17 protein-coding genes are annotated in these 20,001 nt (G+C 72.4%); 11 read left to right on the plus strand and 6 right to left on the minus strand.

Going from position 1 to position 20,001, the window contains the following annotated elements; all coding sequences use genetic code 11:
• Positions 1–54: 54 nt before the first annotated feature.
• Genes ACIQBL_RS25715 through ACIQBL_RS25730 form a run of 4 tightly spaced genes read right to left on the minus strand, consistent with a single transcriptional unit; the run spans position 55 to position 3,468 of the window.
• A complete protein-coding gene (locus ACIQBL_RS25715; protein WP_401945271.1) occupies positions 55–1,107 on the minus strand; it encodes an NAD(P)H-dependent flavin oxidoreductase in 1,053 nt (350 codons plus the stop codon).
• Entirely contained in the window at positions 1,107–1,835 is a 729-nt protein-coding gene (locus ACIQBL_RS25720) for a CoA-transferase subunit beta (protein ID WP_401945272.1), read from the minus strand. The genes ACIQBL_RS25715 and ACIQBL_RS25720 overlap by 1 nt, the downstream gene beginning before the upstream one ends.
• Positions 1,835–2,683 (minus strand): CoA transferase subunit A, encoded by an 849-nt coding sequence (locus tag ACIQBL_RS25725; protein WP_401945273.1) that lies wholly within the window; start codon positions 2,681–2,683, stop codon positions 1,835–1,837. The genes ACIQBL_RS25720 and ACIQBL_RS25725 overlap by 1 nt, the downstream gene beginning before the upstream one ends.
• Positions 2,680–3,468 (minus strand): enoyl-CoA hydratase family protein, encoded by a 789-nt coding sequence (locus tag ACIQBL_RS25730; protein ID WP_401945274.1) that lies wholly within the window; start codon positions 3,466–3,468, stop codon positions 2,680–2,682. The genes ACIQBL_RS25725 and ACIQBL_RS25730 overlap by 4 nt, the downstream gene beginning before the upstream one ends.
• 154 nt (positions 3,469–3,622) lie before the next feature.
• Between ACIQBL_RS25730 and ACIQBL_RS25735 the strand changes: the two genes are divergently transcribed.
• Both ACIQBL_RS25735 and ACIQBL_RS25740 read left to right on the plus strand, forming a co-directional pair.
• Entirely contained in the window at positions 3,623–4,357 is a 735-nt protein-coding gene (locus ACIQBL_RS25735) for an SDR family oxidoreductase (RefSeq protein ID WP_401945776.1), read from the plus strand.
• Position 4,358: 1 nt separating this feature from the next.
• Positions 4,359–5,264 carry an SDR family oxidoreductase gene (locus ACIQBL_RS25740; RefSeq protein WP_401945275.1) on the plus strand — a complete coding sequence of 302 codons (906 nt, stop codon included), beginning with the start codon at positions 4,359–4,361 and terminating at the stop codon, positions 5,262–5,264.
• A gap of 124 nt (positions 5,265–5,388) precedes the next feature.
• Here the strand turns inward: ACIQBL_RS25740 and ACIQBL_RS25745 are convergent, their stop codons facing one another.
• A complete protein-coding gene (locus ACIQBL_RS25745; protein WP_401945276.1) occupies positions 5,389–6,276 on the minus strand; it encodes a hypothetical protein in 888 nt (295 codons plus the stop codon).
• A 180-nt stretch (positions 6,277–6,456) separates the two neighbouring features.
• Between ACIQBL_RS25745 and ACIQBL_RS25750 the strand changes: the two genes are divergently transcribed.
• The 3 genes from ACIQBL_RS25750 (at position 6,457) to ACIQBL_RS25760 (ending at position 10,502) form a co-directional block, all read left to right on the plus strand.
• Positions 6,457–7,839: a hypothetical protein gene (locus ACIQBL_RS25750; protein ID WP_401945277.1), complete on the plus strand. Its 1,383-nt coding sequence runs from the start codon at positions 6,457–6,459 to the stop codon at positions 7,837–7,839.
• Positions 7,840–7,977: 138 nt separating this feature from the next.
• Positions 7,978–9,246, plus strand: a complete 1,269-nt coding sequence (locus tag ACIQBL_RS25755) for an AAA family ATPase (RefSeq protein WP_401945278.1) — start codon at positions 7,978–7,980, stop codon at positions 9,244–9,246.
• Complete coding sequence (locus tag ACIQBL_RS25760; protein ID WP_401945279.1) at positions 9,243–10,502, plus strand: VWA-like domain-containing protein; 1,260 nt, start codon at positions 9,243–9,245, stop codon at positions 10,500–10,502. Before ACIQBL_RS25755 ends, ACIQBL_RS25760 begins: the two co-directional genes overlap by 4 nt.
• Here ACIQBL_RS25760 and ACIQBL_RS25765 read toward each other — a convergent pair.
• Complete coding sequence (locus ACIQBL_RS25765) at positions 10,439–12,253, minus strand: beta-galactosidase family protein (RefSeq protein WP_401945280.1); 1,815 nt, start codon at positions 12,251–12,253, stop codon at positions 10,439–10,441. The genes ACIQBL_RS25760 and ACIQBL_RS25765 overlap by 64 nt on opposite strands.
• A 160-nt stretch (positions 12,254–12,413) precedes the next feature.
• Here ACIQBL_RS25765 and ACIQBL_RS25770 point away from each other — a divergent pair, with 160 nt between their 5' ends.
• The 6 genes from ACIQBL_RS25770 (at position 12,414) to ACIQBL_RS25795 (ending at position 19,994) form a co-directional block, all read left to right on the plus strand.
• Complete coding sequence (locus ACIQBL_RS25770) at positions 12,414–13,304, plus strand: helix-turn-helix domain-containing protein (RefSeq protein ID WP_401945281.1); 891 nt, start codon at positions 12,414–12,416, stop codon at positions 13,302–13,304.
• Positions 13,305–13,363: 59 nt separating this feature from the next.
• A complete protein-coding gene (locus ACIQBL_RS25775) occupies positions 13,364–13,714 on the plus strand; it encodes a chorismate mutase (protein WP_401945282.1) in 351 nt (116 codons plus the stop codon).
• 141 nt (positions 13,715–13,855) lie between these two features.
• Positions 13,856–14,416, plus strand: coding sequence for a two-component system response regulator (locus ACIQBL_RS25780; RefSeq protein ID WP_401945283.1), 561 nt, complete (start codon positions 13,856–13,858; stop codon positions 14,414–14,416).
• Positions 14,417–14,472: 56 nt separating this feature from the next.
• A complete protein-coding gene (gene pepN / locus ACIQBL_RS25785) occupies positions 14,473–16,977 on the plus strand; it encodes an aminopeptidase N (protein ID WP_401945284.1) in 2,505 nt (834 codons plus the stop codon).
• Between the two features lie 204 nt (positions 16,978–17,181).
• Positions 17,182–18,549 (plus strand): pyridoxal phosphate-dependent decarboxylase family protein, encoded by a 1,368-nt coding sequence (locus ACIQBL_RS25790; RefSeq protein ID WP_401945285.1) that lies wholly within the window; start codon positions 17,182–17,184, stop codon positions 18,547–18,549.
• Entirely contained in the window at positions 18,546–19,994 is a 1,449-nt protein-coding gene (locus tag ACIQBL_RS25795) for a lysine N(6)-hydroxylase/L-ornithine N(5)-oxygenase family protein (RefSeq protein WP_401945286.1), read from the plus strand. Before ACIQBL_RS25790 ends, ACIQBL_RS25795 begins: the two co-directional genes overlap by 4 nt.
• Positions 19,995–20,001 lie beyond the last annotated feature (7 nt).

Genomic DNA, 20,001 nt, shown 5'->3' on the forward strand with positions numbered 1-20,001 from the left:
GGAGACGGCATCCCGGACCTCCGGCACAGACCCACCGTGGCCCCGCCCCGCACTTCAGGCGTCGGACCGGACCAGCGCCCACAGCACTTCGTCGGCCTCCTTCATCACCCGCAGCACCAGCTCCGCGCACGACGGCAGATCGTCGATCACCCCGGCGACCTGCCCGGAGGCCATCACGCCGAGATCCGTCCGCCCGTCCACCATCGACGCCTTGAGCAGCATCGGCGTGTTCGCGGCCAGCAGGACCTGGCTCCACGTCAGGTCCTTGCCGTGCTTCATGGCGAGGCCGTCGCGGATCATCCGCCGCCAGGTCAGCCCGGACAGGCGGCGGAATCCCGCGGCCCGGCGTATCGCCTGGAACAGGGTCCTCGTACGGCCGGAGTTCTCCAGGGTCTCGACCAGTTCCGTACGGAGCATGCGGTGCGGCAGGCCGTCGACCGCCCGGGTGACCGTGACGTCCTTGACCGCCGCCGCCAGATAGGCCGCCTTCACCGCGTCCGGGACCGTCGAGTCCGAGGTGAGGAGGAAACGGGTGCCCATGGCGACGCCCGCCGCGCCGTAGGCCAGCGCGGCGACCAGCCCCCGCCCGTCGAAGAAACCGCCCGCCGCCACGACCGGGATGTCCACCGCGTCCACGACCTGCGGCAGCAGCACCGTCGTCGCCACCTCCCCGGTGTGCCCGCCGCCCTCCCCGCCCTGCACGATCACCGCGTCCGCACCCCACGCGGCGACCTTCTCCGCGTGCCTCCGCGCCCCGATCGACGGGATCACGACCACGCCCGCCTCCTTCAGCTCCGCGATCAACTCGGCGGACGGCGCGAGCGCGAAGGACGCGACCCGTACGCCCTCCTCGATCATGATCCGCACCCGGTCGCCGGCGTCGGTCGCGTCCGCGCGCAGATTCACCCCGAACGGCGCCGACGTACGGGACTTGACCTCGCGGATCGCCTCCCGCAGCCGGTCCGGGCCCATGGTCGCGGAGGCCAGGATGCCCAACGCGCCCGCGTTCGCCGTGGCCGACACCAGGCGCGGTCCCGCGACCCAGCCCATCCCCGTCTGCACGATCGGATGCCGGACCCCGACCAGCCGGGTCAGCGCGGTCTCCATCACGCACTCACTTCCCTGCGGCGGGTGTCCGCGGGGTCGATGACCTCCCGGATCAACCGCAGTTCCTCCGGGGTGGGTTCGCGCGTCGGCGGCACCTCGTCCGGCACGGTCAGCTCGAAGCCGGTCGCCTCCCTGACCTGCTCCACCGTGACCCCCGGATGCAGCGAGGCCAGCCGCATCGAGCGGTCGGGGGTCGCGAAGTCGAAGACACCGAGGTCGGAGACGACCCGGGGGATGCGGTGGAAACGGGCCGACCCCGGGTGCTCGGCGACCCGGTCGTACCCCACCCCGCACACCATGTCGACCTTCTCCACGAACACCCGCCGGGAGTGCCGCGGTATCCAGTAACTGGTGGGATTGTTCAGCGTGTTGAGCGGCGCACCGCGCACCCCGAGCAGCTGCCGCTTCGGCCGCGCCCAGTCGCCGATGCACGAGATGTTCTGGTTGCCGTACCGGTCGATCTGGCTCGCGCCCATCATCACGTGCCGGCGTCCGCCGGACACCAGGGCGAGGTGTTGCCGGTACGGCAACCAGCCCTCCGGTGTCCCGTCCGGACGGACGATCATCGCCTCGCCGTCGGTCAGCAACAGGTCGGGCGCGAAGGTGAGCCGGGCCAGCCGCGCGCCGACGGACGGGATCGGGCCCATCGGGCTGGCCAGGATCTCACCGGCGTCACGCCACGCCTCCGCACAGGCGATCACGCAGTATTCGGAACGCAGTACCTCCATCACCCCTGCTCCTCCTGCCAGTTGCGTACCGCCGACCGGTAGGCCGCTTCGTCACCGGCGAGGAAGCGTTCGGAGAACTCCGTCCACGGCGTCGCCGCGTACAGCCGCTGGAAGCCCTCGTCCCTGCCGTAGTCGGGAGCGCACGACGTGAAGTGGGCGCCGCCGGGAGCCTCGACGACCCCGGTCACGCTCAGCCGCTTGACGAGCAGGGACTGCACAGGCGCCTCCTTCGTCAACTCGGCCGTGTCCACGATCCGTTCGCAGGAGACATAGGCCGCGTCCGCCGCCTCGCAGAACAGGTCGTCGAAATACGGGTCCGGGCCCAGATACTGCCCGTTGCCCAACCGGTCGGCGCGGTTGACGTGCACCAGGGCCGCGTCCAGGCGCAGCGCGGGCATCGCCACGAACGTCTCCCCGTCGTCGTACGGCGAAGTGACCGTCCGCAGGCCGGGGTTGACCCGCATGACGTCCGAACCGATGCCCGCGCGCACCGGCAGGAACGGCAGCCGGTTCGCCGCCGCGCGCAGCCCCCACATGAACATGCCCTCGTCCACCTCCGTCAGCTCGAACGCCCCGCGCTCGCGTGCCGCCCGGTAGTGCGGTTCGAGCGGGACGGAATCGAGGGTGACGAAGGGCGCCACCAGCTTGCGGACCCGGCCGGCCGCCACCAGCATCCCGACGTCCGGGCCGCCGTACGAGACCAGGGTGAGATCGGTGATGTCGGTCCGCAGCACCGCCCTGAGCAGCGACAACGGCTTGCGTCGGGCACCCCAGCCGCCGATGCCGAGGGTCATGCCGCTCGCCAGCCGGGAGACGACCTCGTCGGTGGTCATCGTCTTGTCGGTCACCTGTGCCCCCTCTCCTGCTTTTCCGACTCTCCTGCGGTGTTTCCGAACGTGTCCCGGACCCGGTCCGCCACCCCGCTGACGCTCGCCTCGTAGGTGAAGCCCTGCTCGAAGCGGTAGCTGCGGCGGACGTCGACGGGGTCGATACCGTTGATCGCGGACTTGGCGAGCCGGATCAGCTCGCCGTCCTTGGCGGCTATCTCCGCCGCCAACTCCAGTGCGGCGGGCAGCAGTTCGGCGCGTGGTACGACCCGCCACACCGAGCCGTGCGCGTGCAGCTCGGCCGCCGTCGCCGTACGCGAGGTGTAGTACAGGGCGCGCATCAGGTGCTGGGGGACCAGCCGGGCCAGATGCGTGGCCGCGCCCAGTGCGCCCCGGTCCAGCTCGGGCAGGCCGAAGGTGGCGTCCTCGCTCGCCACGATCACGTCCGCGTTCCCCACCAGACCGATGCCCCCGCCCAGACAGAAACCCTGCACGGCCGCGACCACGGGCACCTCGCACTCGTACACCGCCGCGAACGCCTCGAAACAGCCACGGTTCACCCCGACCAGGGCCGACTGCCCGCGCGCCTGTATCTCCTTGATGTCCACGCCCGCGTTGAAACCCCGCCCCTCGGCCGCCAGCACGACACAGCGCACGCCGGGGTCGCGCCCGGCCGCGCGCACGGCGTCGGCCAGCGCGAACCAGCCGTCCACCGGCAGCGCGTTCACCGGCGGGTAGTCGACCGTGACGACGGCTACGCCATTTTTTTCGGGCCCCTTTTTCGGGGAGGAGGTGGAGACACCCATGGACGCATCAGCTACCTTTCCACCAAACATTTGTTAGGTGTGAGGCTTCGAAGCTAGCAGCCGGAGAATCCGAGCGGGAGGGCCTGTGGACAACCATCCTGTGGACAACGGCTCTGTGGACAACGGCCCTGTGGGTGACTTGCACGACCGGCCGCTGACCGGCCGGACCGTCCTCGTCACCGGCGGCACCCGAGGCGTCGGCGCCGGAATCGCGCGCGCCTTCGTCGAGGCCGGTGCCGACGTGCTGACCTGTGCGCGCAGGCCGCCCGAAGAGCCGGTCAAGGGAACCGAGTTCAGCCCCCTCGACCTGCGCGACCCGGACGCCGTAAGGGAGTTCTTCGCCGCGCTACCCCGGCTCGACGTGCTCGTCAACAACGCGGGCGGCGCGCCGTACCGCCCGCTCGTCGACGCGGAGGCCCAACGGCACGCGCGGATCATCGAGTTGAACCTCCTCGCGCCGCTCACCGCCACCCTCGCCGCGTACGAACACCTCAAGCGGGCCAAGGGCTCGGTCGTGATGATCGGCAGTGTCAGCGGCAGCCGCCCCTCGCCCGGTTCGGCGGCGTACGGGGCGGCCAAGGCGGGCCTGGAGAACCTGGCCCGTTCGATGGCGGTGGAGTGGGGGCCGGACATCCGCGTCAACACACTCGTCGTCGGCATGGTCCGCACCGAGCTGTCCCACCTCCACTACGGCGGCGAGGACGCCATCGCGGCCGTCTCCCGAACCGTCCCGCTCGGCCGCCTCGCCGACCCCTTGGACGTGGGCGCGGCAGCGGTCTTCCTGGCCTCCCCCTCCGCCGCCTACATCAGCGGGGCGAGCCTTCTGGTCCACGGCGGCGGGGAGCGGCCCGCCTTCCTGGACGCGGCAACTGCCAACAAGGAGAAGTGAGATGAGTGCTCTCTGCGACGGCCGGGTCGTCGTCGTCACCGGCGCGGGCCGGGGTCTCGGCCGCGCCCACGCCCTAGCCTTCGCCGCCGAGGGCGCCCGGGTCGTCGTCAACGACCTCGGCGTCGGCCTCGACGGCACCCCCGACCCCGACAGCCCTGCCGCGCGGGTCGTCGCCGAGATCCGCGCGGCGGGCGGCGAGGCGGTCGCCCACGGCGGCGACATCGCCACCGGCGCCGGTGCCGCGTCCCTGGTGACGACCGCCCTGGAGACCTACGGCCGCCTCGACACCCTTGTCAACAACGCGGGTTACCTGCGCGACCGCATGCTCGTCAACCTCGACGAGGACGACTGGGACGCGGTGACGCGCGTCCACCTCAAGGGCCACTTCCTGCCCCTGAAACACGCCGCCGCACACTGGCGTGCCGAGTCCAAAGCGGGCCGCACGCCGATCGCCCGGATCATCAACACCAGCAGCGGAGCAGGCCTGTTGGGCTCCGTCGGCCAGGGCAACTACAGCGCCGCCAAGGCCGGCATCGTCGCCCTCACCCTCGTCGCGTCCGCCGAACTCGCCCGCTACGGCGTCCAGGTCAACGCGATCGCCCCGGCGGCCCGCACCCGCATGACAGAACACACCTTCGCGGAGACCATGACCGCGCCCGACGCCGGCTTCGACGCGATGGCCCCGGAGAACGTCTCCCCGTTGGTGGTGTGGCTGGGCTCCGCCGCGAGTTCCGGGGTCACCGGGCGGGTCTTCGAGGCGGAGGGCGGGCGCATCACCGTGATGGAGGGGTGGAGGCCGGGACCCAGCGCGGACAAGGGGGCGCGGTGGGGGACGGGGGAGGCGGGGGAGGCTGTGCTGAAACTCCTTGCGGAGGCGGAGGTTCCGGGGGCGGTTTACGGGGCGTAGGCGGGAGGGCTGTACGCCCACTTCCCGGCCAACTGCCACGGGTGGTGGGTGGGCATAGGTCCGGGGGGCTGGGGGCGGAGCCCCCAGGGGGGCCCGCGCCGACACCGCCCACCTGAAAACACACCTACGTGTCGCACTCCAACACCGTCCGGCACAAGGAACACCGTGCCCGTACCCGCCCCCGCACCGGCACCCGGATGCGCTGATGACACGTAGGGCAGGGGAAGGACACCCGCAAGCTGCCACCCCGGTCCCCGCTGAAGGCGTACGGCACGCCCGACAGGGAACCCGGCCCGGGCGCGTGCCGCCGGTCATGGGCATACCGGCGCCGCCCCGCCCACCCCGCCGCCGTCAAGGGAGGCTGCTGCTCGTCACGCCGGGCCTGCGCCATCCCCTTGACGTACGCCGTGTACGCCTGCGGACTCGTGAACCACACCGAGGGATCCTCGCCGAAGACCAGGGCCCGCTTGGCGAGGACGTACCCGAACTCCTCCGGCGTGAGATACCCGAGCTTCTGCGAGGACGCCGAGTCCTCCCGGTACGCGTCGAGCAGCAGCCACCCCGCCCCCAGATACGTCGCCGCCGTGTCCGTGAGGATCTCGTTCTCACGGGTACCGGGGAAGGACAGGTCGAGGCGGTGCAGATAGACGTGCATCACCTCGTGCGCGAGCGCCGCGCCGATGTCCCGGCGATGCGTGCGGAACCGGTCGTTCAGCTCCACGAAGTACTCGGGCCCGGCGGCGAGTTCGACGTTCGCCGCATGCGTCATCTCACGGAAGCTGACGATCAGCCGCGCGTCCGGGAGCCGGTAGTGCCGGACCATCTCGCGGGCCACCCGCTGCGCCCCCAGATGCAGGTCGTCCGTGTCGCCGAAGGCCACGTCGACGGGGGCCACGCTGGTCGCGAACGTCTGGACGGTGTCGTAGGACAACCGCTTGTAGAGCGCGGTGATGGCGTCCCGCACCGTGTCCAGGTGTGGGTAGCCGTGCTCGACCGGTCCGTCGTCCGCCACGTCCGTAACCCCCAAAGACGCCCTGAACCCGCATCCACTCTATGCCGAGGCACCCGGATGCATGCCCCCTATATTTCCCTGACAGATCGCCGCCGAGAAGGCTATGCTCCCCGCGATGACGACAATGACGACTCACTCCGTTCGCAGAATGGGGGTCCCGTCCGCGCAAGGTGAGTGCTGATGCTCCCTCACTCCGCGAACGGGAATTCCCGACCTTCCTTCTGGCCGCGCGTGCGCGAGTTCGCCGTGCCGCCCTCCATGATCGAGACCGCTACGGCCCGCCGCCGCGCCGGGGACTGGGCGGGCGCCTGCGCCGCCGCAGGGGTCGACATCGATCTCGACCTACGTTCCGTCGCGCGCGCCCACGGCCGGGAAATGGCCGCCCGAGTGCGCGCCGACCTCCGCCGACTCGCCCCTGACCTGCTCCGTTGGCATCTGCCGAGGATCGCCCCCGACGGACTGCTGCGCCCGGGACTGACCCTCACCCTGGCCCGCTACGGGGACGATGCCGCGCGCCCGCTCCACCTCGTGGTCCGGACACCACCGGCCTGGGCGGACGGCGGCCAGCGGATCGGCCTCGCGCTGTGGGACGGCACCCACCGCGAGGCCGCGGCCCGCCGGCATCCCCATCCCCGGCCGAGCCGACGCTTCCGCCTCGACCTGCACCGGCACCTGTGGGACGCGGACAGGAGCGGTGAGCTGCGGACCCGGTCCGGGGCCGACCGGCCACCCGGCGACGCACCTCCACCGATCCCCGCTCCGCTGGACACCGTGCCCGAGGCGTGGAACTGCGCCGTCGACCGGTGGGCGGACGAGGCGGCGATCCTGCTCCGCGCCGAGGGACGCACGACCGGCCCTGTCACCGTACGGCTCGGTTCCCGGCACCGGTTCACGCTCGCGCCGGATCCGGTCGCGGACACCCTGCGTATCGCGCCGGCACCGACGGACGGCAGCGCCGCCGCCCTGCCGGTCCTGCCCGACGCGGCGACCTGGGTCCTGCCCGACCTGGAACTGCTCCGCACCGGCGCGATCGACGCCGACCGGCTGCATCCCCTGGTCGCCGCCGCACTCGTACCGGATCGCCCTCGGCCGGACGGTCCCGCGCGGACTCCGGACCGGACGGCGGGACAGCCGCACCTGGTCGACTGCCGGGGCGCCCGGCACCGGATCGCACTGGTGGACGGCGTACTGGCTCCCCTGGACCACGATCCGGACGAGATCCGTCGCGAGGAACTGCTGGTCGCGCTGACCGGTACCCCGCTGCCCTGCCTCCAGGTCATCGACGACGCCCACCGTCGCCCGGACTGCCTCACCGGCGTCCGCGAACGCCTCGTCCACGGCGACACCGCAGGCGCGCTGGCCGTCGTAGAGGGACTGCTCGGTCCCGACGCGGTGCTGCGCGGCGGCGCGCTGCGGGACGAACTCCGGGCGGCGGCTCAACGGCGGCTCACATACGGGCTGTTCAGGGCCGGCCTGACCGGTCCCGGACCCCGATCCGGCCACTTCTTCCCGGGACTTCCACGCCCCCAAAGGCTCCGCCCGCGCCCCGTCAACGGCCGCTGACCGCACGGGACCCGGCCCCTGTCCGCACCATCGGCCGCTGACCGCACGGGACTTCGCTCCATCCCTCACGCGCTCCATCCCGCACGCGCTCCACTCCTCACCCACGCACGCCCCACCACAACCCAAAGGTGACCACATATGCCCACACGCACCCTGTACGCAGCCACCGACACCCCCTCCCATCCCTCCGCCCCCTCCCACCCCTCCCACCCCTCTCAACTCGACATCGCCGGCGCCCTGTTGGCCCTCCTGCGCGACACCACCACCGAACCGCGCCCCGACACCCAACTGGAGGCCCTGACCCTGACCGTGGCCGCCGACCTCCCCGTGCTGCTGTGGGGCGAGCCCGGTATCGGCAAGACGGCGGCACTGACCCAGCTCGCCGCCGCCCTGGACCTGCCGTTGACCACGGTGATCGCGAGCGTGCACGAGCCGTCCGACTTCTCCGGGCTGCCCGTCGTGGGCGACGATCCCGCGGAGCAGGGCGTCCCGATGGCCCCGCCGGACTGGGCGGTTCGCCTCGTGCGGGCGGGCCGGGGGCTGTTGTTCCTGGACGAGTTGTCCACCGCGCCGCCCGCCGTGCAGGCCGCGCTGCTGCGGCTGGTGCTGGAGCGGCGGATCGGCGCGCTGCGGCTGCCGCCCGAGGTCCGTATCGTGGCCGCCGCCAACCCGCGCTCCTCGGCGGCCGACGGCTGGGAGCTGAGCCCGCCGTTGGCCAACCGGTTCGTGCACCTGCAGTGGACCCACGACCACGAGGTCGTCGTACGCGGCCTCGGCGGCACCTGGCCCCGGGCGACCCTGCCGCGGCTCGACCCGGAGAAGCTTCCCGAGGCCGTGGACTTCGCACGCCGCGCGGTGCGCGGGCTGCTCACCGGCCGCCCCAAGCTCGTCCACCAGCTGCCCAGCAGCGAGACGCGGCGCGGCGGTGCCTGGCCCTCGCCCCGGAGTTGGGAGATGACCCAGACCCTGATCGCGTTCGCGACCGCGGCCGGCTCCTCCCGGGAGGTGCTGTCCCAGCTGGTCAGGGGCACGGTGGGGGACGGCCCCGGCCTGGAACTGCTCGCCTGTATCGACCGGATGGACCTTCCCGACCCCGAGACGTTCCTCGCCGATCCGACGGCCGGCGAGCTGCCCGAGCGCGGGGATCTGCGGCAGGCCGTGCTCGACGGTGTGGTGGCCGCGGTCCGCAACCGTCCCGACAGGGCCCGTTGGGACGCGGCCTGGGCGGTCCTGGTCCGCGCGTTGGAGACCGGCGCCCCGGACCTGGTCGTCGTGCCCGCGACCACCCTCGCCTCACTGCGCCGCGAGGACTGGGACGTCCCCGCGTCCATCGAGCGACTCGCCGGAGTCGTCACCCTGTCGCAGCGGGCGGACCGCGCCGCCGCAGCCGCGAAGGGCGGCCGATGAACACGGGCACGGGCACAGTCGCCGCCCTCGACCTGGAGAAGCTCTTCGCCGCCCGCCTCTACGCCGCCCGCGTCCGCCCCTACCTCGCCACGGCCCTGTTCGCGCTGCACACGGTCGAATCGCGGCAGGTCCCGACGATGGCCGTCGACCGGCACTGGCGGTGTTACGTCTCGCCGGGATTCGTGGACCGGATGTCGGTCGAGGACCTGGCCGGAGTCTGGGTCCACGAGGTGTCACATCTCCTGCGCGACCACCACGGCCGCAGCGACCGGGTCGCCCGCGAGCGCGAACTGACCGGCCCGGGGGAGCGGTTGAGGATGAACATCGCCGCCGACTTCGAGATCAACGACGACGTGTTCGGCGACGGCCTCGTCGTCCCCGAGGGAGCGATTCTGCCGGAGGCCCTGGGACTGCCCCCGGGGAACCTGATGGAGGACTATCTGCGCTGGTTCCAACTCGGGCCGCGCACCCAGGACTTGGCCTGGCTGGACTGCGGCAGCGGCGCCGACGGGCTCGACCGGGGCTGGGAGTTGGGGCCGGACGGCGCGAACGGGCTCACCGAGCAGCAGCGCGACGCGGTCCGCTTCCGGGTGGCGCAGGGCATCACGGGCGGCCCGGGCAACGCCCCGAGCGGATGGCGGCGGTGGGCGGAGGAGGCGTTCCATCCGCCGCAGCCCTGGCGGGAGTTGCTGGGCGCGGCGATCCGCTCGGCGGTCACCGGTCCCGGCGCGGGCGAGGACTACTCCTACGGCAGGCCCTCGCGCCGCTCGGCCGGCCTGCCCGGCGTGGTGCTGCCGAGCCTGCGCCGCAGACCGCCCCGGGTGTGCGTGGTCATCGACACCTCCGGGTCGGTCAGCGACGCCGAGCTGGGCAGCGCGCTCCTCGAAGTCACCGCGATCTCAAGGGCGGTGGGCGGCCGTCGCGACCTGGTCACCGTGGTGCCCTGCGACGCGGCGGCCGAGTTCGCGCATCCGCTGTGCCGCGCCGAGGGCATTCCGCTGCTGGGCGGCGGCGGCACGGATCTGCGCACCGGCTTCGCGAAGGCGCTGCGCGCCCAGCCCCGGCCCGACGTCGTCGTGGTCCTCACCGACGGCCAGACACCCTGGCCGGACAGACGACCGCCGTGCCGGACGGTGGTGGGCCTGTTCCCGCGCCCCTACAAGAACAGGTCCTACGACGAGGACGACCCCGACTACGTGCCGGACACGCCGCCCGACTGGGCACGGGTGGTCGAGATCGGCACCGTTTCCCGGTGAGCCCGCGGCGCGAGGGTGAACTCCGCCGGGAACGGCGCCTCTTGGAGCTCCAGCACCCACACCTCGTTCACACCCTCGCGCAGGACGGGCCCGGGGACGTACAACTCCCGCTGCGGGCCGACCGACCAGTACCGCCCCAGATTGAACCCGTTGATCCACACGAACCCCCGCGTCCAGCCCGGCAGTTCGAGTACGGCGTCCCCGGCGCCGCGCACCTCGACCGTGCCCCGGTACAGGCCGGGGGAGTCGCCCGAGGGCAGTTCCCGCAGCGGAACCCCCTCGATGTCGTCCAGCGCGTCCAGCCGCAGCCCACGCGCGCGTACCCCGTGCAGATACTGCCGCTCGTGCAACAGCCCCCGGGTGATCCCCTTCTCCTCCCCTAGGCGCGGCCCGTAATTGATCCTCCCCAGGGACTCGACCCACAACTCCACGCGCGCGTGCCCGGCGACGGGCTCCTTGAGCTGCTCGTCGCCCTCCGTGAGGACCCCGGCCCGCTCCCCGTCGACGTACACCACCGCGAGGTCCCGCAGCCCGCGCGCGGTGAGCGGATACGGTGCGCGCGGACCCGGCACCGTCACGTCGTAGCGGACGATTCCCCGGTCCACGTCCAGTTCCTCGAAGGCCGGCGGCACCGGGCCCTCGGCCTCCGGCCCACCACGCGCCTCCAGTACGTCGGCCAGGGGCGCCCAGCCCGTCAGGCGCACCTCGGCCGGACCACCCAACACGGCCGGTGCGGGCGGGAGTTCGGGCAGCGGCGCGTCGGCGTACTCGGCGAGGACCTCGCGCAGCCGCCAGAACTTCTCCGTGGGGCGCCCGTGCTCGTCGATCGGGGCGTCGTAGTCGTAGGACGTCACGTCGGGCTCCAACGGGCCCTCGTGCAGGGCGCCGCCGCCCCGGTTGGCGCCCGCCCAGCCGGCGAAGTTGGTACCGCCGTGCGCCATGTAGAGGTTGACCGACGCACCGCACTCCAGGATCTCCCGCAGCGTGTCCGCCGCGTCCCCGGCATCGCGTACGACGTGCTCGCCGCCCCAGTGGTCGAACCAGCCGCACCAGAACTCCATGCACATCAGCGGTCCTTCGGGGCGGTGCCGGCGCAGCGTCTCGAAGGCCGCGCGCGCGTGGGACCCGAAGTTCACCGTCGCCAGGACACCGGGGACGGAGCCGCCGCTCAGCATGACGTCCTCGGGGCCGTCCGAGGTGACCAGCGGGACGGTGACGCCCTGTTCGCCCAGCAGCTCGGCCACGCGCCGCAGATAGACCGCGTCGGAGCCGTAACTCCCGTACTCGTTCTCGATCTGCACCATGATCACCGGACCGCCCCGGTCGAGCTGCCGGGACACGACCTCGGGCAGCAGGCGCCGGAACCAGCGCTCCAGGTGCCCCAGGAACCGTGCGTCACGGGTACGCGCGCGTGGCCCCAGCTCGCCCGTCAGCCAGTGCGGCAGCCCGCCGTTCTCCCACTCCGCGCAGATGTACGGCCCCGGACGCACGATCGCCCACAGGCCCGCCTCCCGGGCCGCGTCCAGGAACCTGCCCAGCGCCTCGACGTCCCGGAACTCGCCCGGCGCCGGCTCGTGCAGGTTCCACGGGACGTACGTCTCCACGCAGTTGAGGCCCATCGCCCGCAGCATCGCCAGCCGGTGCACCCAACTCGCCTCGTGCACCCGGAAGTAGTGCAGTGCCCCGGACAGCAGCCGCACCGGCCGCCCGTCCAGCAGAAAGTCTCTGTCGCCCACGGTGAACTCGCCCATGCCCCCGACTCTCACCCCTTGGCGCCGATCACGTCCATGGACAAAGATCACCGCTACTTGGACCGAACGAACGCGGGACGGTTCGTGGGAGAGATCGCGGGACGGCTCGCGGTACAACTCGGGGGAGAGATCGCGGGGCAGCTCGCGGGAGAGGGCGCGGATGTACCACACCTGGATGCGGTTCTTCACCCCCACACCCGCCCACCACCGCCTCGGCCTCGCCTGCCTCGGCGTGGGCCTCCAGTACGGCGAGCTGCCCACCGTCGGCCCCCGCACCCTCGACCACCACGTCGCCGTCGTGATCAGCGCGGGCGGCGGCTGGTACCTGGGCCCCGACGGCCGCCGTACGACCGTCACCGCGCCCGCGCTGCTGTGGCTCACGCCCGGAGTGCCGCACCACTACGCGCCCGACCCCGGCGCCGGCTGGGACGAGGGGTTCGTCGACTTCACCGGGCCCGCGACGGCGACGTACACCGAACTCGGCTACATCGAGCCGGAGCGGCCCGTGGTGGCCCTCTCGGACGCGACGGGACCCCGCGCGGTCATCGGGCGGATGGCGCGCGCCGCGCGGCGCGGGAACCCCCTCCTGGAGGTGGAGACCGGCGCGGCCGTCCACGAACTCCTCGTCGCCCTGCGCCGCGCCCGCGCCGATCTCGCCCCCGACGGCGACCCCGTCCTCCAGGCCCTCGCCCGCGACGCCTGCCTGCCGCTCACCGTCGCCGACCACGCGGCCCGGCACGGCATGACCCCCGCCGCACTGCGCACCGCCGTCCGCAGGGGCGCCGGATGCAGCCCCAAGGACTACCTCCTCGGCATCCGCCTGGGCCGCGCCAAGGAACTCCTCGCCGCCACCGAACTGCCCGTCGCCGCCGTCGCCCGCCGCGTCGGCTACGACGACCCCGCCTACTTCTCCCGCCTGTTCACCCGCCGCGTCGGCTTACCCCCCGTCCGCTTCCGCGCCCAGCAGGGCCGCACCGTCCCCGGCGGCTGGAGCGACCGGGTACCCGATCCGGCGGACCCGCCCGTCATCGCGTGGCCGCACGCCACATAGGCGCCCGCCATATAGGGCCCGATCATCGGGTGGCCGTACTCCACGTAGGGTGGTCGCCCATGACCACCAGCACCAATGGAACCGGTGACGTCGACCCCGCCGTGCGCGAGGAGCTCGCCCGGCTGCGCGAGAGCATCGACAACATCGACGCGGCCGTCGTCCACATGCTCGCCGAACGCTTCAAGGCCACCCAGCAGGTCGGCTTCCTCAAGGCCGCCCACCAGCTGCCGCCCGCCGACCCGGCCCGCGAGGCCCGCCAGATCGAGCGGCTGCGGACGCTGGCCGAAAGCGCCAAACTGGACCCGGCGTTCGCCGAGAAGTTCCTCAACTTCATCATCGCCGAGGTGATCCGCCACCACGAGCGCATCGCCGAGGACACCGTGAACGGCGGTTCACCCACGGCGAACTGACCCCTCCGGACCCGCAATGGGCGTGACAGCGGGGGGAGTTCGGGGCGATGCTGCGCTGTGCACTCCTTGCCGGTTGGCGGGCACGGCCCGTCAACGGCCGCGCCACAAGCTGGTTGTCCCACGCGGGAGGGACGTCGGGCCATGCCGTCGGATGCCAAGATCCTCGTCGTCGACGACCATGAGGACACGCTGTACGCGCTGGAGAGCGCCCTGGCCCCACTGGGCCGTCCGCTCGCCCGCGCCACCAGCGGCGACGAGGCGCTCAAGGAGGTGCTCCGCGGCCGGGTCGGCCTGCTCCTGCTCGACGTGCGCATGCCCGGCGTCAGCGGCCTGGACGTGGTCCGCTACCTGCGCCGCCTCGAACAGACCCAGCACATCCCCGTCATCCTCCTCACCGGCTTCGGCCTCGACCCCGAACTGACCACCGCCGCCTTCGCCCTCGGCGTAGCCGACCTCGTCACGAAACCCGTCGACCCCTGGCCCCTGCGCACCAAGGTCCGCTACCTCTACGACGCCCACCAGCGCCGGCAGGCCCTCGAACAGGAGGTCCGCGAACTGCGCGCCCTCCTCAAGGACCCCCAGGAACCCCGCCCCGCCCTGCCGCACCCGGACGCGCGCGTGCCCTACCAGCGCGACGCCCAGAACACCGAACCCGCATCGGCACCCGCACCAGCACCAGCACCCGCATCCGACCGGACATAAGCCGCGTACCGGACCCGCCCTGTGCCATGTCAGTGCCATCAGGCAGCATGTCCACCATGTCCGTACTGACGCGCGACGAAGCGCAGACCCGTGCCAGGCTCCTCGACGTCCACCGCTACACGATCGAACTCGATCTGACGACGGGCGAAGACACCTTCGACTCCCGCACCGTCATCCGGTTCACCGCTCGTGCCGACGCGGACACCTTCGTCGAACTCAAGCCCGCCGAGCTGCGCTCCGTCACCCTCGACGGCCACCCCCTCGACCCCGAGCGACTCGTCGAGAACCGGCTCCCGCTGCCCGGCCTCACCGCCGGCGAGCACGAACTGCGCGTCGACGCGAGCATGCGCTACTCCCGCACCGGCGAGGGCATGCACCGCTTCACCGACCCCACCGACGGCGAGACCTACCTCTACACCCAGCTGTTCATGGACGACGTCCAGCGCGTCTTCGCCGCCTTCGACCAGCCCGACCTCAAGTCCGTCTTCGACCTGACCGTCACGGCCCCCGAAGGCTGGACCGTCCTCGCCAACGGCATCACCGAACACCTCGGCGAAGGCCGCTGGCAGGCCGCCCCCACCCCCCTGATCTCCACCTACCTCGTCGCCGTCGCCGCCGGCCCCTGGCACTCGATCCGCACCGAACACCGCGGCCTGCCCTTCGGCATCCACTGCCGCCGCTCCCTGGCCCCCCACCTCGACGCGGACGCCGAGGAGATCCTCGACATCACCCGCCAGTGCTACGACCGCTACCACGAGAAGTTCGAGGAGCCCTACCCCTTCGACTCCTACGACCAGGCCTTCGTCCCCGAGTTCAACGCCGGCGCCATGGAGAACCCCGGACTCGTCACCTTCCGCGACGAGTTCGTCTACCGCTCCGCCGTCACCGACACCGAGCGCCAGACCCGCGGCATGGTCATCGCCCACGAAATGGCCCACATGTGGTTCGGCGACCTCGTCACCCTCCAGTGGTGGGACGACATCTGGCTCAACGAGTCCTTCGCCGAGTACATGGGCTACCAGACCCTCACCGAAGCCACCCGCTTCACCGACACCTGGACCGACTTCGGCGTCGTCCGCAAGGCCTGGGGCTACGACGCCGACCAGCGCCCCTCCACCCACCCCGTCGCCCCCGAGAACGTCGACGACACCGCCTCCGCCCTCCTCAACTTCGACGGCATCTCCTACGCCAAGGGCGCCTCCGCACTACGGCAGTTGGTGGCCTGGCTCGGCGAGAAGGACTTCCTCGCCGGCATCAACACCCACTTCGCCCGCCACAAGTTCGCCAACGCCACCCTCGCCGACTTCATCGACTCCCTCGCCTCCGGCACCGAACGAGACGTCCACGCCTGGGCGGACGCGTGGCTGCGCACGACGGGGGTGGACACCCTCACCCCCACCGTCACCCGCGCCGACGACGGCACGTACTCTCTCACCGTCGACCGCGCCGGCAGCCGCCCCCACCGCATCACCGTCGGCCTCTACGACCAGGACCCCGGCGACCAGGGCCGACTCACCCTGCGCGAACGCCTCGACCTCGACGTCCCGCAGAGCGAACCCCAGCCCATCGGCAAACGCCCCGTGCTGCTCCTCCTCAACGACGGCGACCTCACCTACGCCAAGGTCCGCTTCGACCCCGACTCCTCCGACGCCGTCCGCACCAGCCTCTCCGGCCTCCCCGAACCCCTCACCCGCGCGGTCGTCTGGAACGCCCTGCGCGACGCCGTCCGCGACGGCCAACTCCCCGCCTCCGCCTACCTGGACGCCGCCCGCGCCCACCTCCCGCACGAGACGGACCTCGCCCTCGTCCAAGGCGTCCTCGCCTTCTCCTCCGCCCAGGTCGCCGACCGCTACCTCACCCCCGAGGCCCGCCCGATCGCCCTCTCCACCCTCACCGCCCTGTGCCGCGACCTCATCCGCCGCACCGAGGACGGCTCGAACCCCGGCCTGCGCCTCATCGCCGTACGCCACTTCATCGACGTCGCCGCCCACCCCGACACCATCGCCGCCTGGCTCGCCGAAGGCACCGTCCCCGGCGGCCCGGAACTCGACCCCGAGCTGCGCTGGCGCGTCCTGGCCCGCCTCGCCGTCCTCGGCGCCACCGACGAGCCCGCCATCGCCGCCGAGCTGGCACGCGACCCCTCCGCCACCGGCCAGGAAGGCGCCGCCCGCTGCCGAGCTGCCCTCCCCGACCCCGAGGCCAAACGCACGGCCTGGGACGCGATGTTCACCACCGACGACCTCTCCAACTACCTCTTCACCGCCACCGCCCAGGGCTTCTGGCAACCCGAACAGGCCGACCTCGTACGGGAGTACGTGCCCCGCTTCTACGAGGACGCCGTAGCCCTCGCCACCCGCCGGGGCCCCGCCATGGCCGACGCGGCCGGCCGCTGGGCCTTCCCCGCCCACGCCGTCGACCCCGAAACCCTGCGCCTCGGCGAGGAATGCCTGCGCGACGCCGACCTCACCCCGTCCCTGCGCCGCAAACTCGTCGACCAACTCGACGACCTGGGGCGCGCATTGCGAGTACGGGGGGTGCAATTCAGCCCGTCCGGCATGTGAGGACGAGGCCCCTTCGGGGCGGAAGCGGGGGTCCGGGGGCCCAGCCCCCAGCAACGCCCGCACCCCCACACGGGCACTGGACAACACCCTTCACCGGTACTGAACAACACCCTTTCGGGTTCTGATCGTTGTTCTCCCCGGGCGCGTCGACTCATCCGGGTCCAAGCTGGAACCCTCTCTGCCCCGCGCCCCGGAGGACAGCCCATGAGCAACGCGCCCCTCGCCTCAGGTGCCGAAGGCCCCGACGCCCTGCGCCCGTTGCTCGACACCGTCCTCGACGCGCTCGGCACCGGACGGCGGGCACGCGGCGGCCCGTTCCCCGCCGGCGGCCCCGACGCGGTCGCCGCCCGCATGAGGGACGCCGTCGGGGACGTACTCCCCGACGACGGCGACCCCGACGCCCTGCGCACCCTCGTACACGCCCTCGCGGAAGGCGCCGCCGACCCCGCCGACCCGCTCTGCGCAGCGCACCTGCACTGCCCGCCGCTCGCCGTGGCCACCGCCGCCGACCTCGCCGTCAGCGCCCTCAACCCGTCGCTGGACTCCTGGGACCAGGCCCCCGCCGCCTCCGCCCTCGAAGCCCTCGTGACCCGCACCCTCGCCCACGAGATCGGCCTCGCCGACGCCCTCGTCACCACCGGCGGCACCGAAGCCAACCAACTCGCCCTCCTCCTCGCCCGCGAAGCCCACGGCGGCACCGTGCAGTTGGTCTGCGGAAGCAACGCCCACCACTCCCTGCCCCGCGCCGCCTGGCTCCTCGGACTGCCCGACCCCGTCGTCGTCCCCGCCCCCGCCGGCACCCTCGACCCCGCCGCCCTCGACGAGGCCCTCACCGCACTGCCCGGCCCGCGCGGCTCCGTCCTGGTCGCCGCCACCGCCGGCACCACCGACGCCGGCCTCATCGACCCGCTCCCCGAGATCGCCGGCCTGTGCGCCGCCCACGGCGCCCGCCTCCACATCGACGCCGCCTACGGCGGAGGCCTCACCTTCAGCGACCGCCACCGCGACAAACTCGCCGGCCTCGACCGCGCCCACACCGTCACCCTCGACCTGCACAAACTCGGCTGGCAGCCCGTCGCCGCCGGCCTCCTCGCCGTACGCCACCCCCGCGACCTCGCCGCCCTCACCCAGCGCGCCGACTACCTCAACGCCGACGACGACACCGAAGCGGGCCTGCCCGACCTACTCGGCCGCTCGATGCGCACCACCCGACGCCCCGACGTCCTCAAGATCGCCGCCACCCTGAAAACCCTCGGCCGCACCGGACTCGGCACCCTCGTCGACCAAGTCTGCGCCCGCGCACGGGAGTTCGCCGCCCTCATCCACAACCACCCCGGCTTCGAGCTCTACGACCCGCCCGTCATCAGCACCGTCCTGTTCCGGCCCGCCGAAGCCACCGACGACGCCGTGGCCGCCGTACGCCGCCAACTCCTCACCGACGGACGGGCCGTCCTCGGCCGGGCCGCGCTCGACGGCCGGCTCTGGCTCAAGGCCACCCTCCTCAACCCCCACACCCGGCCCGACGACCTGGCCGCCCTCCTGAAACTGGTGGAAGGACACACCCCCCGATGAGCCACCCCCCGACGGGTCATCCCCAGACCCCCAACCCCCCACGCCACGAACCCGAAGCACCCCGCGACCTGGTCGGCATCGGCATCGGACCCTTCAACCTCTCCCTCGCCGCCCTCGCCCACCCCCTCACCGAACTCGACACCGCCTTCTACGAACAGCGCCCCGGCTTCGACTGGCACCCCGGCCTCCTCATCGACGGCACCACCGTCCAAGTCCCCTTCCTCGCCGACCTGGTGACCCTCGCCGACCCCGCCAGCCCCTGGTCCTTCCTCAACTACCTCAAGGACCGCGACCGCCTCTTCCCCTTCTACTTCGCCGAGCGCTTCCACATCCAGCGCGCCGAGTACGACGCCTACTGCCGCTGGGTCGCGGACAGCCTCCCCGGACTCCACTTCGGCCACCAGGTCGACGCCGTCCGCTTCAACCCCGAACGCGACGTCTTCGAGGTCGACTTCACCCAGCTCGACTCCGACGGAGAAGCGGAAGCCCTCGGCCGGACGTACACGAAGAACATCGTCCTCGGCGTCGGCACCGCCCCCTACGTCCCGGACCCGCTCAAGCCCCTCGTCGAGGCCCCCGGCGTCCCCGTCGTGCACGCCGCCGACTACCTCGCCCACCGCGAAACGTTCCTCGCCGCGGAGCACATCACCGTCATCGGCTCGGGACAGACCGGCGCCGAGGTCTTCCTCGACCTGCTCCGCAACCGGCCCGCGGGACACGAGAAGATCCACTGGCTCGGCCGCAGCGAGGCGTTCGCGCCCATGGAGTACTCCAAGCTCGGCCTGGAGCACTTCACCCCCGACTACACCCGCTACTTCCACGCCCTCGCCGAGCCGGTCCGTGACCGCCTGGTCGGCGCACAGTGGCAACTCCACAAGGGCATCGACGCCGGTACCATCGCCGCCATCCACGACGAGCTCTACCGCCGTACGCTGCACGGCGGTTGGCCCGACGCCGTCCTCACCCCCGGCGTCCGCGTCCGCACGGCGGGCAGAATCGCCACGACCAAGGTCGAACTCCACCTGGAACACGTCCAGCAGAACACCCGCTCACGCCTCACCACCGACGCCGTCGTCCTCGCCACCGGCTACCGCGAACGCCCCCTCGGCCGCATCCTCGCCGGACTCGACCCCTACATGCGCCGCGACAGCGCCGAACGCCCGCGCGTGGACGACCGGTTCAGGCTCGTCCTCGACCCCTCCGTCACCGGCGCGGGCTGCCAGGTCTACGTCCAGAACGCCGAACTCCACACCCACGGAGTCGGCGCCCCCGACCTCGGCCTCGCCGCCTGGCGCAGCGCCACCATCCTCAACTCCCTCACCGGCAAAGAGCCTTACCCCCTGCCGGGCCGAACGGCCTTCACCACCTTCGGACTCGACCCCCAGCCGCACATCCCCCCGGCCCGGCAGGCCAGGACCCTCACCCCGCTCGTCGAAGGCAGGTGAGGGCTCC

Origin of the sequence: Streptomyces sp. NPDC088350, assembly GCF_044753545.1 — a bacterium.
Lineage (GTDB): Bacteria > Actinomycetota > Actinomycetes > Streptomycetales > Streptomycetaceae > Streptomyces.